Annotated in this window: 11 protein-coding genes, 1 pseudogene and 1 riboswitch; of the genes and pseudogenes, 5 read left to right on the top strand and 7 right to left on the bottom strand. The window is 45.7% G+C overall.

Going from position 1 to position 13,756, the window contains the following annotated elements; translation table 11 throughout:
- The first annotated feature begins 15 nt into the window (after window positions 1–15).
- The 4 genes and pseudogenes from NLX82_RS18095 to NLX82_RS18110 all read left to right on the top strand — a co-directional run bounded on the left by NLX82_RS18095 (window position 16) and on the right by NLX82_RS18110 (window position 3,790).
- Window positions 16–924 (top strand): ABC transporter permease, encoded by a 909-nt coding sequence (locus NLX82_RS18095; RefSeq protein WP_023986676.1) that lies wholly within the window; start codon window positions 16–18, stop codon window positions 922–924.
- A 42-nt stretch (window positions 925–966) separates the two neighbouring features.
- Window positions 967–2,787, top strand: coding sequence for an oligopeptide ABC transporter substrate-binding protein (gene opp4A, locus NLX82_RS18100; RefSeq protein ID WP_028541232.1), 1,821 nt, complete (start codon window positions 967–969; stop codon window positions 2,785–2,787).
- A 160-nt stretch (window positions 2,788–2,947) separates the two neighbouring features.
- A pseudogene (locus NLX82_RS18105) lies at window positions 2,948–3,028 on the top strand (LysR family transcriptional regulator); the annotation flags it as partial.
- Window positions 3,029–3,034: 6 nt separating this feature from the next.
- Entirely contained in the window at window positions 3,035–3,790 is a 756-nt protein-coding gene (locus NLX82_RS18110; RefSeq protein ID WP_254348724.1) for a LysR family transcriptional regulator substrate-binding protein, read from the top strand.
- A 27-nt stretch (window positions 3,791–3,817) separates the two neighbouring features.
- Here the strand turns inward: NLX82_RS18110 and NLX82_RS18115 are convergent, their stop codons facing one another.
- From NLX82_RS18115 to NLX82_RS18130, 4 genes are all read right to left on the bottom strand, one after another.
- Window positions 3,818–4,468 carry an amino acid ABC transporter permease gene (locus NLX82_RS18115; RefSeq protein WP_028541230.1) on the bottom strand — a complete coding sequence of 217 codons (651 nt, stop codon included), beginning with the start codon at window positions 4,466–4,468 and terminating at the stop codon, window positions 3,818–3,820.
- Window positions 4,469–4,482: 14 nt separating this feature from the next.
- Window positions 4,483–5,142 carry an amino acid ABC transporter permease gene (locus NLX82_RS18120; RefSeq protein WP_023986681.1) on the bottom strand — a complete coding sequence of 220 codons (660 nt, stop codon included), beginning with the start codon at window positions 5,140–5,142 and terminating at the stop codon, window positions 4,483–4,485.
- 71 nt (window positions 5,143–5,213) lie between these two features.
- The gene (locus tag NLX82_RS18125) at window positions 5,214–6,044 is read right to left on the bottom strand and encodes a transporter substrate-binding domain-containing protein (protein WP_076159107.1); all 831 of its coding nucleotides are present in this window, start codon (window positions 6,042–6,044) and stop codon (window positions 5,214–5,216) included.
- 41 nt (window positions 6,045–6,085) lie between these two features.
- Window positions 6,086–6,823, bottom strand: coding sequence for an amino acid ABC transporter ATP-binding protein (locus NLX82_RS18130; RefSeq protein WP_028541228.1), 738 nt, complete (start codon window positions 6,821–6,823; stop codon window positions 6,086–6,088).
- Window positions 6,824–7,150: 327 nt separating this feature from the next.
- Between NLX82_RS18130 and NLX82_RS18135 the strand changes: the two genes are divergently transcribed.
- The gene (locus NLX82_RS18135) at window positions 7,151–7,618 is read left to right on the top strand and encodes a cupin domain-containing protein (protein WP_013308442.1); all 468 of its coding nucleotides are present in this window, start codon (window positions 7,151–7,153) and stop codon (window positions 7,616–7,618) included.
- 89 nt (window positions 7,619–7,707) lie between these two features.
- Here the strand turns inward: NLX82_RS18135 and NLX82_RS18140 are convergent, their stop codons facing one another.
- From NLX82_RS18140 to NLX82_RS18150, 3 genes are all read right to left on the bottom strand, one after another.
- Window positions 7,708–8,373 carry a class D sortase gene (locus tag NLX82_RS18140; protein ID WP_068941028.1) on the bottom strand — a complete coding sequence of 222 codons (666 nt, stop codon included), beginning with the start codon at window positions 8,371–8,373 and terminating at the stop codon, window positions 7,708–7,710.
- Window positions 8,374–8,488: 115 nt separating this feature from the next.
- Window positions 8,489–12,004, bottom strand: a complete 3,516-nt coding sequence (locus NLX82_RS18145; protein ID WP_076159103.1) for a collagen binding domain-containing protein — start codon at window positions 12,002–12,004, stop codon at window positions 8,489–8,491.
- Between the two features lie 193 nt (window positions 12,005–12,197).
- Window positions 12,198–12,278: riboswitch (cyclic di-GMP riboswitch) on the bottom strand.
- A 50-nt stretch (window positions 12,279–12,328) separates the two neighbouring features.
- A complete protein-coding gene (locus NLX82_RS18150) occupies window positions 12,329–13,210 on the bottom strand; it encodes an AraC family transcriptional regulator (RefSeq protein WP_028541226.1) in 882 nt (293 codons plus the stop codon).
- Window positions 13,211–13,756 lie beyond the last annotated feature (546 nt).

Genomic DNA, 13,756 nt, shown 5'->3' on the forward strand with positions numbered 1-13,756 from the left:
AGAAAGGGAGGGATTATGGTGTCTATACAGGTGGAGGAGGTCTTCACGCCGGAAATCATTCGTAAATCACCATCCAGTTGGTCTGTACTGCGTCGTGAGCTGGTGCGTGACAAAATGGCCTTGGTTTCCATTGGCTTTGTAATTCTGTTTTTGATCTTTATATATGCCTCTGTCCTGTTTGTAAATCAGGATGTAGTCACGACGGTGGATTTGGGCGCAATCCGTGAAGCTCCCGGCTCAGTGCATTGGCTGGGCACAGATCGAGCGGGCAGGGATATTTTTGGCCAGCTGGTCATTGGAGCCCGCAATTCCTTCACCATCGGCTTTACGATTACATTGTTATCTGCCGCTATTGGCTTAACGTTAGGTTTGCTGGCTGGTTTTTATGGGGGGCTGGTCGATAACATCATCATGCGGATCATTGATTTTATTCTGGTACTTCCATTTCTGATGTTGGTCATCGTATTTGTCAGCATTGTACCCAAAAGCGGCATAGGGTCCTTTATTTTCATTATGACTGCCTTTTTATGGATTGGAAAAGCACGTCTGATCCGGGCCAAGGTGTTGTCGGAGCGCGAACTGGATTATGTGCAGGCTTCCAAAACCCTTGGCACACCCAATTGGAAAATCATCTGGTTTGGCGTGCTGCCTAATCTTAGCTCGGTCGTGATCGTCAATCTGACCCTCAGCCTCGCGGGAAATATCGGGATTGAGACCGGGCTTTCTTATCTCGGTTTTGGCTTACCGGAATCTACTCCAAGCTTGGGTACACTGGTGAGTTATGCGAATGACCCGGATGTTTTGCAGAATAGCTGGTGGATGTGGTTGCCTGCCTCACTGCTTATTTTGGTGCTAATGCTGGCGATTAACTTTATTGGCCAGGCGCTCAAACGCGCCACGGATGCCAGACAACGATTGGGTTAACCGAAGTTCAAGGATAAGGACAATGACAAGGAGGGATTTACAATGGTTAAACACTGGAAAAAAGGAATTCTGCCTGTTCTATCTGCAATTTTGGTGCTTTCTCTGGCCGCATGCAGCGGTTCGCCTTCCGCTTCGAATGGAGGGAAATCGTCTGACGGTACAGGCGGCACAGGGTCCGACAGCAAGCAGGTGAATGCCACAGCGCTGGAGAAGGCGATCAAGAACGATAAGGCCCCGATTAAGGGTGGCATCATCAATTATGCACTCGTGTCTGATACCCCTTTTGAAGGTATTCTGAATCCTGTATTTTATGAAGGCAATCCTGATTTTGAAGTCTTCCAGTTTTTCTACCCTTCTATGTTTTCGATTGACTCCAATCTAAATATTGACAATAAAGGAGCGGCGACGATTTCCTTTTCCCCAGACAATAAGGCGGTGACTGTAAAAATTGATCCCAAACTGAACTGGACGGATGGTAATCCCGTAACGGCAGAGGATTATGCTTTTTCCTATGAAGTGATCGGTCATAAAGACTACGAAGGTCCGCGTTATGATAGCTTTATGACCAACATTGTGGGCATGGAGGATTATCACGCGGGTAAGGCCAAAACCATTTCTGGCATCAAGGTGCTGAATGAGAAAGAGGTTACCATTCACTTCAAGGAACCTAATCCTTCGGTGAAATCGGGACTTTGGTCTACACCACTGGAGAAAAAGGTATTTCAGAATATCCCCGTGAAAGATATGGCCGGATCTGATCCTGTCCGTAAAAATCCGATTGGCTATGGACCGTTCAAAATTAAATCAATGGTCACAGGTGAATCTGTGGAATTCGTCAAAAATGAAGATTATTTCCACGGTGAGCCCAAGTTGGATGGTCTTCATCTGAAGGTGGTGAACCCGAATGTCATTACCGAGGCGCTGAAAAGTGGAGAAGTCGATTGGGCCAGCTATCCAACCACCCGTTACAATGAGGCCAGCAATCCGAAAAATGTACAGTTTCTCGGTCAGGAGGAATTATCTTATAGCTATGTGGGCTTTAAGATGGGCAAATTCGATCAGGCCAAGAATCTAAATATCATGGACCCGAACGCCAAGCTGGCGAACAAGTCATTGCGTCAGGCCCTCGGCTATGCGCTGAATAATGAGCAGGTCGGCAAGCAGCTCTATCATGGACTTCGGATTCCAGCAACATCCCTGATTCCGCCTGCCTTTAAGGGATATCATGATATAAATGCAAAGGGCATCGCGTATGACCCGGACAAGGCGAAAAAGCTGCTGGACGAGGCAGGCTATGTGGACACCAATGGAGATGGATACCGTGAGGACCCTAAGGGCAAGGAACTGGTTCTCCATTATGCGGCAATGAGCGGAGATGCGACAGCTGAATCGCTGGCAAAGTTTTATTTGCAAAACTGGAAGGATGTCGGACTTCATGTCGAGCTGGTGGACGGTCGTCTGCTTGAGTTCAATTCTTTCTATGATCGTGTGCAGAAGGATGACCCCGGCATTGATATTTTTGGCGGCGCATGGAGTACAGGTACAGATGTAAACCCTAGTGGGCTGTATGGACGCGGAGCCAGCTTTAACTACTCGCGCTTTACCAGTGAAGAGAATGATAAGCTGTTGCAGGAAGGGGTGTCTGTGAAAGCCTTTGACGACAATTATCGTAAAGATATATACAATCAGTGGCAGGCGTATATGAGCGAGGAGGCGCCAATCGTGCCGACGTTATTCCGTTACTCGTTGGAGGCAGTGAATAATCGGGTAGCCAATTACGATATTACCCGTGGCAAGGAGTATGATGCAGACACGTTTGCGAATATTACGTTGACTGCGGAAAAAGCCGAAGTAGCCCAATAATCTAAAAAAGCGCAACAACCTGAAGAAGAAGCGCGAACCGGATGGATCCGATTTTGCGCTTCTTTTGACCTTTTAATGCAATCATTCTGGGGATTCTCGAAGGGAGAGAAGGAAGACGGAAATACGTCAGCTTCAATACTTCATTGCCGTATGCGAGGAACTGCATTTTACGAAAGCTTCGGAAAAGATCGGAATCTCCCAACCCACGCTTAGCTTGCAAATTAAGGCGTTGGAAGAGGAATTGGGCATGACGCTTTTTGACCGTGCATGCAAGAAAATAAAAATGACAGATGCCGGGAAATTGTTGCTGCAACATAGTGCACATGCGCTCAAGGATTTACAGCAAGCGAAGGCTTCCATTGAGGAGTTGCGCACCGAGCAACGCGGGAGTTTGCGGATTGGTATCGCATTACCGGAGCTGGAGGAACCATTGCAAGAAATGCTTATCCATTTTCATCAGTCATTTCCTAAAGTCAGCCTGCACATCCATCCATCATTTGATGTAACAGAACAGCTGCTGGATAACCGAGTGGATGTTGGCATTACGCTGCATTCGGGTACGGATGAAAGGCTTGTCCAGCTTCCTCTTCGTACGGAGAAATACTGTCTTGTTGTTCCGGTAGAGCATGTGTTTTCCAACCGTACTTCCATTACGCTGGACGAATTGAGGCATGTACCCTGGGCGATGCAGCCAGAGTGTCATCCCGGCAGGAAACTGATTGAGAAGTGCTTCCGTGATCGCGGGTATCCCTTTGCAACCGTCTTGGAGACAAATTCCATACCTTCAATCCTGCGCTGGGTACAGGAGGGACTTGCCGTAACCCTACAGACGGAGTCCCTTGCGGCAGAATTGGATCGCTCACAATTTTGCACTGTACCTATTTTGTGCGGCGTGCTCCAGGGTCAGCTAGAGTTGATTTATCAGTCTGGCCGTTATCAGGGAGAAGCGTTGAAGCGATTGATTGAAAAGATACAAGCTGTACTAACAGTGCGTTCCAACTAGTGGCAACCCTGATGAGTATCAGGAGCTTTAATGTGTACGAACTTCCAGCCTGCGTGCAATCAGTGACATACTGTAATTGACAGCAAAGTACAGGAAAGCTGCGAACAGCAGGGCTGGAATGACAAAAGATTGATTTTGCCCACCGACAATCTGAATGTTATGCGTCAGCTCCGGCAAACTGATAATGACAGCCAGTGAGGTATCCTTGAATAGGGAAATGAACTGGCTGACAATCGGGGGCACCATGCGACGAAGCGCTTGGGGCAGAATGATATGCCATAAGGTTTGAGAATAGCTTAAACCGGAGGAACGTGCGGCTTCCACCTGTCCTTTATGGACCGAATTCAGACCGCTGCGCACAATCTCGGCGATCATGGCTCCCTCGAAGATCGACAGGCCTGTAATGGCTGCCCACTTGAGGGAAATCGAAATTCCGATGGATGGTAAAACCATGCCGATGAAGAAAATAATGAGCAATAATGGAAGATTGCGAATGAGATCAATGATAAAGGCTGCAACCTGTGAAATAACAGGTAAGCGGGTATAGCGCAGAATGCCGAATAAGATACCAAGAACGAAGCTGAACACGATAGAGTAAATAGCAACCTCCAGTGTGAGCAGGAAGCCCTCCAGTATAAAACGCACATTAGGCCACACAAACAATCCACCGAAATCCATACGGGCTTCCCTCCTTAGGATGTTTTGGACAGACGCCGTTCCATATAAAGTACAAGAAAGCTAAGCGGAACCGTCAAGATAAGATACAACAGCGCCGTGATGGCGTAGACTGTGATGGGCAGGAAGGTATCCGAGTTAATGAGGTCCGAGTAATACATTAGGTCCAGTCCGGCCACAATAGCCAGCACGGAAGAGTTTTTGACCAGATTAATGAATTGGTTGCCGATCGCAGGCAGTACAATTTTGATGGCTTGCGGTAAAATAATGCTGATCATCGTCTGGTTGTAACTCAACCCGGAGGACCTTGCCGCTTCAAATTGCCCCTTGGGCACAGATTGAATGCCGGCACGTATGGCTTCAGCAATAAAGGAGGCTGTGTATACAGTCAATCCGAGCGTTCCAGATACGAATCCGTCCAAAGGGATGCCCAAAGTAGGAAGCCCGAGATAAAAAAACAGTACGACGATCAGCAATGGGATATTGCGGATGACCTCTACATAGACGGTACCAATCCAGTTCAGCCATTTAAAAGGCGCAATTCGGAGGATGGCAATAATAGCCCCCAGAATAAAGCTTCCGATCAAGGCAATGACACTAGCTTGAACGGTATGAAGCAAGCCTTCTCTGAAACGGTCGCTATGATCGAAAAGTACGTTGATATCAAAAGTAAGCATCTGCGAATTTACCTCCTTATCCAGACTTAAGAAAGGAAGGAGCTCGCAATCGCGGCTCCTTCACAAGAATATTATTCGGGTTTAACCCCAAGCCATTGCTCGTGGAGCTTATCGTATTCACCGTTGCTTTTCAGTTCCTTGAGCGTATCATTAATAGCTTGTAGCAGTTCGGTTTGCCCCTTCTTCACTGCGATGCCGTAAGGTTCCTCTGTGAAGTTCCCGCCTACAAGAGTATAATTCGGGTCTTGCTGCTGCATGCCGAGCAGAATAGAGTTATCAGTAGTCAAGGCTTCTCCTTTACCTGCTTTGAGGGCGTTGAAAGCATCCTGATAGTTTTCGAATTCCAATATCGTTGCTTCAGGTGCTTTTTCACGGATATTTTTGGCGGAGGTAGAGCCTTTCACGGCGAGCACCTTGGTATTCGAGGTCAGAGACTCCAGCCCGGTGATGGGGCTCCCTTTTTTCACAAGCAGAGATTGCCCGGCGTTAAAATAGACGTCGCTGAAATCAACCTGCTTTTTACGTTCGTCCGAAATGGTCATCGTCGCGATAATGGCGTCGATGTCCCCATTTTGCAATAAGGTAATTCGTGTTTTGGACGTGACTTCTTTTAGTTCAAGTTTGGTTTCATCGCCAAAAATATGTTTGGCTACAGCCTTAGCGATGTCGATATCAAAGCCCTCTACTTTTCCGCTAGCCGGGTCTTTCAGTCCGAACAGCTTGGTATCGTATTTCACACCAACGACCAGTTTGCCACGCTGTTTGATCGCTTCCAGCCCGTTGGCTGCTGCCGGCTGATTCCCCGACGTTGCCGCTCCTTCTTTGCCTCCACAGCCTGCCAAGACGAGCAGACAAGATAAAGCTACCAGCACCAAAGTACTCCATTGAAATCTTTTTCTCATCAGAACATTCCCCTTTCGATTTACGCTACATTGGTAGTCTATTAATGATGAATCAGACGGCTCAGGAACAGGCGAGCCCGTTCTTCACCCGGATTCTGAAAAAATTCGACAGGTTGGCTGTCTTCCAAAATTTGTCCTTTGTCCATAAAAATCACGCGGTCCGCCACTTCACGTGCAAAGCCCATTTCATGAGTGACAATGACCATTGTGATGCCCTGATGGGCGAGCGAGCGCATAACATCCAGTACCTCTCCGATCGTTTCGGGATCAAGTGCTGAAGTAGGCTCGTCAAACAACATAATTTTTGGATTCATCGCGAGCCCGCGGGCGATCGCGACCCGCTGCTGCTGTCCACCGGACAATTGAGCGGGGTAGCTCTGTGCCTTTTCTTCGATTCCGACGCGCTTTAGATAGGTGATGGCTGTTTGAGTAGCTTCTTCTTTCGAGATGCCCAGTACCTTCATAGGTGCCAGTACAATGTTTTCAATCACCTTTTTGTGGGGATACAGATTGAAATGTTGGAACACCATCCCGATATTGCGGCGGAAGGCATTGATATCAATCTTTTTGTCATGTACAGGGATCTCGTTAACGATCAGCTCCCCATCCGATATCGTTTCCAGACGATTGATGCAGCGAAGCAGGGTGCTTTTACCCGAGCCGGAGGGACCGATGATTACGACGACCTCGCCCTCCTTAATCTGAAGATTAATGTCTTTGAGTACATGGAAGTGACCGTAATGCTTGTTGACGTTGCGAAACTGGATCAGAGAGCTCACCCCTTTTTAGGCTTGGATACATAGCTTAGTAGACGGATTGACATGATCAAGCTCTATTAGAATTTAAAAATTTCTCTCATGATACTATAAGCTTACAATAAAAAACAAGATTTTATGTCACTAAACTTTACGTGTAATGTATTTTGGTGTGTTTTTTGCTAGTAAACTGTTATTTATATGTTGAAAACGAATAAATATCCGTAATTTTATGTTATTAAATTTGACATAAACTATTGATCCTCGACATGCCAAGGGAGAAACGTGACAAAAGCAACGCTATGTTTTACAGTAGGGAAGAAGGAATTTAGGGTAAAGGAAGGTTAGACAATGACGAAAGCTATTTCACCGCTAGTAACGGCATTGGGCATGGAGCCCCATCCAGAAGGCGGCTGGTACAAAGAGATGTGGAAGGCCCATTTCCAAATTCCGAAGCCTGTACTGCCGGATGTGTATTCCGGTCCGCGCTTTGCAGCTTCGTCTACGTATTTCTTGCTGCATCCGGGTGAGTTCTCCGAGTGGCATGTGGTCCATTCTGATGAGCTGTGGTTATATCATAGCGGAAGCCCTGTAGAGTTGAAATTGGGTGGAAGTGGAGAAGAGCCTGGTGAAGAAACTGTGATTATCGTCGGTGCGGATGTGGAGGCAGGACAGCATCCACAAGCACTCGTTCCAGGAGCAGTATGGCAAACGGCACGTCCGCTTGGGGATGAGCCCGTGCTGGTAACCTGTGTGGTTGCACCAGGATTCCACTTTGATGATTTCAAGCTGATTGCCAAGAATCCAACTGAATCATGATGTGAGCATTGGCGGGTGTATTTCTGTAATGAACAGGAATGGCCCGCCTGATTTATGTTTACTCATAGAAATAGGGCTTTAAAATAGCTTTAGGTGCTTAGTTTCGCCTGAACAATGAGACGATGGGTGGGGTTTACGAGAGGGTCACATGTAATCAGTGTAAGCAGCTTTTGTTTTTTGAAGCTTTTCAGAACAGACACGTCCGTAGGATCGACCACCTTCAGGCTATAAACGCTATATACATATTGGTTACCCCGAGCGTTAACAACAATCTTATCCCCGATCTTCAATTCATTTAGACGATTAAATAAACGTCCAGAGGTACGGGCTCGATGAGCAGCAATGGCGGCATTCCCCGCTTGTCCCAGCGTCCCCGTTTCCGGCATATGTACAGCCGCGTGTCTCATATTTATCCTCGTTGCGCCTTCCAATACAGGGAGCTTTAAAGCAATACGACTTATACTAATAGTGGCTATGGGAGTTTGTTCATTAGCGCTTACCATGGGAGCAGGGGATGGGGAAGTATTTTGTCGTGCTTCACTAACCGGAACTTCTGTAAGACGAGTGGACAAGCGAGCATAGCTGTCCGTAAGACTGGGGGGCCATAGCGCGTCGTTTTTTCCAGATGGTAGCTCTGCTGCTTTTAATAGCTTGCTTTGTTCCTGATCCTCATTCCATTCTGTCGCTTTAGGAAACAAAATAAAAAGTAAGCCTAACACAATAAATACGTAGGAAAGTTTACGCAGACTCAGCAATCTCGCCTCCCCTAAGCAATATACGGATTATACATATTTTTTGAAAAATGCCCCATTCCCAACTCATTCCAATCGGGAATGGAATGAGTCGGGAGATCAGGGCAGGTGATCGGTTTTATTTTTTGTTTATTCGTGTGAATTTCAAAAATACGCCCCATATAACCATCGCTATGCCTGTCAAATAGAACGGAACGGGGCTGCTTTCACCTGTTTGGGGCAATTGGTGTACCGCAGGTGTATCCTCCGGATCTTCAGGTTCTTTTCCCGGAACCTTGAGACGGATCTTAGGTTCGGGATCGTCTTTCGAATCCACCGGAGGAGGAGGATCTTGATGAGGCATGACGGCTGGCGGCTCCGGCTCCGGCGGTATAGGCGCAGGTTCCTCCTGTGGAGGGACTATGTCCTCCGGAGACTTTGGCAATGACGGAGGAACGGTTATAGACGGAGTATCGGGTATTTCCGGATCTTTGTCATGTTTTTTACCTGAGCCTCCGGACGGGGGTGAAGGGTCTGGATGAGTAGGCGTTCCTGGTTCGTTTTTCTTTTCTTTACGATTGGTGATCACAACCCTCTTTACACCAGAGCTTTGTCGCAGTGTTGCGTCTATTTTGATCTCGAGCTTGCCCTCGGTGACTTTATAGCCCTCCGGTGCTGCCAATTCTTCCAAGATATAATCGTCATGAAGCAAGGAGGAAAAGATGATTTTGCCTTCCGCATTGGTGGTCTGAATGAGCGGGGCTCTTTTTTGACCTTTATCATAGAGCGCAAACTGTGCGCCAGGCAGTACCTTGTCAGGCATATCCTGATCTACCTTGGTCAGCTCAAGACTTTCGGTCACACCCCCGCCAGAACCGGAGCCGGAAGACGTTCGTACGATGATTTCCTGGCTGGTTTCCCGCATCTCTGTCGTCAAGCGATCCCCCTCAAAGGCAACCTTATTACTCACCTTGGCTTTGTCTTCAGCATGAATGAACGATTGGTATTCAAGTATAAAAGCAGTGGAAATATCCTTGGCAAAAGTAACTTCAAAAGTTTGCTGGCCTTGAGCGTCTGTCTTGATATACAGCTTGTAATCTTGGTTTCTAATCAACTCGGTGCTTTTGGTGGTATTTCCGTTGGCAGCGATTATTGTAGAGTACAAATGAAAGGAATCCTCAATTAGGATTTGATTGTTGCTAGGCTGATCTATAATTTTAGCGTTGGATACATGGGACTGTCCTTCATTGATGCGGATGCTCCAATCGATCTTATTTCCATTTTGTGTACCGACTTTAGATACATATTCTCCGCCATGAGGTACCGCGACTTGCGCTGCCCATTCAGAGACTGTTTTTTGTCCATCCAGTAGAAGGGCTTGATTGTGGATTTCTTTTTCAATCAGTTCTCCTTCCAATGAAGTTTGAAAGGTAATCCAGTAGGGAGTCTGTATTTGCTCCTTGAACTGGATACGCAATTCATTACCATTTTGCTCGGAGGGAGGAATAATGGTGTATTGATCTGCTGGGATTTCAGCCCCTTTTTGTACGCCATCCCACCATCCCAGCAAGGTCATATCGTATACTTTTACGGAGGCGGGCAGTAACTTCTGACCTTGCAACAAGGGGTCTCTCACTTCCGCGTGATTCAGAATCTTGCGATTGTAGTTAGCTTTAATGTCCCAGGTAATGAGCTTGGAGGTTGCATTATAGCTTCCTTGCTTGGCACCGTTTCGTTGTGTCATAAAGTCCGGCCAGATCGGGCACTCCACTCCTTGCGATGATCTTTCTCCGTCTTCAAACTGGTATTCTATATGGGATTTATTACGAAACTCGGGCTTCGTCGTATCCGTTTTCCAGTCATTATTATAGGTGGTTGAATACTTGATTGTATAAGCCTTCTGAATGGCTTTATGAAAAATGAGCGTAAATCCTTGTTTATAGTCCTGTGATAGCGGAACCAGCTCATAATCCGTGGGCGCACGTAGCTCCGTTGTTCCGTCAACACTTTGAATTTTCAGGGTGTCCGGTAACAAAGCCAAGCCCCCGTTTGGAAACACATCCTGAATGACAATATTTTTCATGATGTACAAGTCTGTATTGATGGTAATCACCCAAGGTATGATTTTGGTGTTGTAATTGGGTGTGTCATACATTTTAGTCATAACTCCGCTTATGATTTCCGTCGATACAATCTTCTGCGTTCCATCCGAGGTTATGATGTTTATAACTTTTCCATTATCATAGACACGGCCTCTGGCTTGAGTCTGGTATCGGATGGTATAGGCTGAATCTACGTCGAAGTTGAATTGAAGTTTGAAGCCGTTGCGGTCCGGATAATCAACTGGGATGACAGTATACGCCCACGATGGGAGCTCCTCCAGTGTGTTTCCCTTAAATACTTTCAAAGAACCGGGCAGCAATTCTTGAGTTTTATTGAAATGATCAATTAAAAGAGCTTTGGCTTCGGGGATTTTTGTCTCGCTAAAGTTATATCTTATGGCCCACGAGAGTGTTTGTGTGGCATGATCATATTTTTCAACCTTTTTGGACAAAAATTCACCACGTTCCACCTGAACAGTAGCGGTAGCAACAACGTTCTCTATCGCATCTCCTGAAAGCGTTGCTGTGTTGGAGAAACGAGTTTTATCGCCAATAATACGCGTGGAATATTGAATCTGATAGGCCGTGTTAATGCTATCGTCTTGAAAACGAATCACAAACCCTGTCCCGGCTTGATCTGCTTCAATGGCATATTCACTTGCATTCACTAGGTCTCGAACAACGGTCGAGCCGTCGATATTGACTTGTAGATGATAGAGCCGGATAGAGTCTCTTCTGAGTTCCAGCCCTGAAGGAATTGGATCGGTGATGAGGGCATGCTTTACGGTGTTTAGTTGTTTGTTCACATCAATGGTCCAGTCGATCTGATTGGTGCCCTCTATTTTCCCTTGTTTGCTTAGGGTTGGCCCTGACTGGGGTTTTACATTCACGATGACCGTTTGTACCCCGCCTTTGATCGGAATCGCAATGATGATCTCTGTACTGCCTTTCACCGTTTCTTTCGTAAACTCGGTTTTAACTTGTAGTTTGCCGCTGACATTGGAGTGATTCTCTACATATTGGTTAAAGGTCATGATAACCTTGCCCTGACGATCTACTGTGAAGTATCCCACGGTTCCATCGGTAGTGACTAACGGAGATGAGATATCAGTGTAGATGACAAACTGTTCTGGTAAATGAAAGGTGAAGGTGTCCCCTGACTTATAGGTATTGTCAGGAAGCTCCCATTCATAGCCTAGTTGGATGGCTGATCCGATGTCGAATTGGCTGTCTGGACTATATACCGCATCAATGACACGCCCTGCTTCGTCGGTCAGGCTCAACTTCGTTAATATGCTCTGCGGAGCTGCATCATGTTGAGACTTTGAACTGACTGCTCCTTGAACGAAGGGGACCGTGTTTGAAGGAATCTCCCCAGGAGGTTCAAGGTTTGGGACAACGTATACAGCATCTGTAACGGTAGGTGTAGGATCAGATACAGCACTCTGCGGCAGTTCTGGGGCTGGAGCATCTGCGTAAGCCAGCGTTGCGCTGAAAAAGCTTTGGACAATGAGCAATAAGGCAATGATCATTACATTTATTTTTGTTCTCATGCTCCAAGTGATTCTCCTATTCATCGTAATATGGTAATGCTTCGTTCGAAATTAGTATATTCAGCATGCTAGGCTGACATGACTATCCCAATAGAAAAAAAGCCCTGATCATAGCGATCAGGGCTTTCTTCGAGAGAGGCATAGCAATTTGTGATGGATCTATGTAAAAAAGACATAATAAAAAGCTCGTTCATCTGGTAGCTGGCTGCCATCCGGATAGGAAGGCCCTATAGTTTTGCGTCACTGCCTTTCGACAGTTTTGCCATTAACTTGAATAGCTTGTGCGTCTATCATCTATCAAACTGATTTCATGTAACCTCTCATTTACAACTTGGAACGGTTCCCCCATTTTTTGCGGAAGGAATGAGGTGTTTCTCCTACATGCTCCTTGAATAGGTTAATAAAATGGCTCGTATTGGGAATCCCTACGTACCTTGCGATATCCACAATGGACATGTCACTGGTTTTAAGCCAGCTTTGAGCGGCTGTGATACGGACATTAATGAGATAATCAATCGGAGAGAAACCGATCTGCTTTTTGAAATTTTTAGCCAGATTAAACTTGTTTAATTCAAACATGTCTGCCAGCGAGTCCAGTGTTATTCGCTCACAGTAGGACTGATCCAAATATTGTTGTACCCGGCGTACTTCGCTGAGGGTTTCAGCATTCACATGCGGATGATCATAGGGATGTTGCAAAATGCACATTAGTATTTCACCAATGAGCCTGGACGTTAGCAGCTCAGCGGAAAGACTTCTGTCAGACTGCCCGCAAATCAGAGCATGGAGCTTATCCAATATAATATGCGGATTATGCATGGAAATGACCGGTTTATTATGCTTGGCAAATTGTTCGTAAAAATTTTCGATCAGGTTGCCATACAGGTACAGGCTGATATACTCCCAGGATTCATGACCGGAGGTGCTGTATTGAACATATTCCTCGCAATTAATAAAGAACAAATCTTGAGGTTTTATGATATATTTCTTGCCCCGGTACAGTAATTCTCCCTTACCAGACAACGTAAAGACAAGCAAAAAAGAGGCAAGTTCTTTCCTTTCCATCGTAAAAGCAGAAGTTTTTTGGAAGTAGCCTAATTCCTGGATATATAAAAGGGATTGCTTGGCAAAAGCGGAGGGAGTGCGTACAATTACGACCGGATCGCCATTCCAGAGGCCCACGTTGTTTTTTTGGTCTGTTGTCATATTCAATTCCTTTACAAAAAAGCAATTTTATCTAGCATATCTTGGTTTGATTTACCAATATATAATGGCTGATTAAACATGATTTCCTATTTATAAAAGTTTATTTTATCACAACAAATATGTCTATATATCAAATTATGTGTGTGAGCTTTATGGGAGTCTCGCTTTTTATGGATATTTAATCTGATAATCCATATGAAAAAGTCGAATGCTGTTGAAAGAATCTGGGGTTATCATGGATTCAAATCCTTTCTGAGGTCAAATACCAAAATGGTACTGAAAAAAGGTATCTTATGCCCATTCAACTTTCTTGTTCACTTCTCCTTTCGGTTTAAAAAAATTGGGACTTGGTTTTGTTAAAATGGTTCGTAAGGCTTATTATTGAAAATAAGAGTTTGGGCCCAGTACTGTGATTTTGTTCACAAACATGAATGTAAAAAAGAGAGATATATGCATAAAAAATTACGCAAAAAGTGCCCTTGCGCGTTTCATCAAAAGTGCTTTCAACTTTGGAAATGACACGGGCAATGATATGATGGGTAATAC

This window comes from Paenibacillus sp. A3M_27_13 (genome assembly GCF_024213315.1).
Taxonomy (GTDB): Bacteria; Bacillota; Bacilli; order Paenibacillales; family Paenibacillaceae; genus Paenibacillus; species Paenibacillus polymyxa_B.

What these genes read in the sequence shown, in the direction of transcription:
- NLX82_RS18095 (WP_023986676.1), top strand. Translation starts at nt 16, where the DNA reads ATGGTGTCTATACAGGTGGAGGAGGTCTTCACGCCGGAAATCATTCGT.
- opp4A (WP_028541232.1), top strand. Translation starts at nt 967, where the DNA reads ATGGTTAAACACTGGAAAAAAGGAATTCTGCCTGTTCTATCTGCAATT.
- NLX82_RS18110 (WP_254348724.1), top strand. Translation starts at nt 3,035, where the DNA reads ATGACGCTTTTTGACCGTGCATGCAAGAAAATAAAAATGACAGATGCC.
- NLX82_RS18115 (WP_028541230.1), bottom strand. Translation starts at nt 4,468, where the DNA reads ATGGATTTCGGTGGATTGTTTGTGTGGCCTAATGTGCGTTTTATACTG.
- NLX82_RS18120 (WP_023986681.1), bottom strand. Translation starts at nt 5,142, where the DNA reads ATGCTTACTTTTGATATCAACGTACTTTTCGATCATAGCGACCGTTTC.
- NLX82_RS18125 (WP_076159107.1), bottom strand. Translation starts at nt 6,044, where the DNA reads ATGAGAAAAAGATTTCAATGGAGTACTTTGGTGCTGGTAGCTTTATCT.
- NLX82_RS18135 (WP_013308442.1), top strand. Translation starts at nt 7,151, where the DNA reads ATGACGAAAGCTATTTCACCGCTAGTAACGGCATTGGGCATGGAGCCC.
- NLX82_RS18145 (WP_076159103.1), bottom strand. Translation starts at nt 12,004, where the DNA reads ATGAGAACAAAAATAAATGTAATGATCATTGCCTTATTGCTCATTGTC.
- NLX82_RS18150 (WP_028541226.1), bottom strand. Translation starts at nt 13,210, where the DNA reads ATGACAACAGACCAAAAAAACAACGTGGGCCTCTGGAATGGCGATCCG.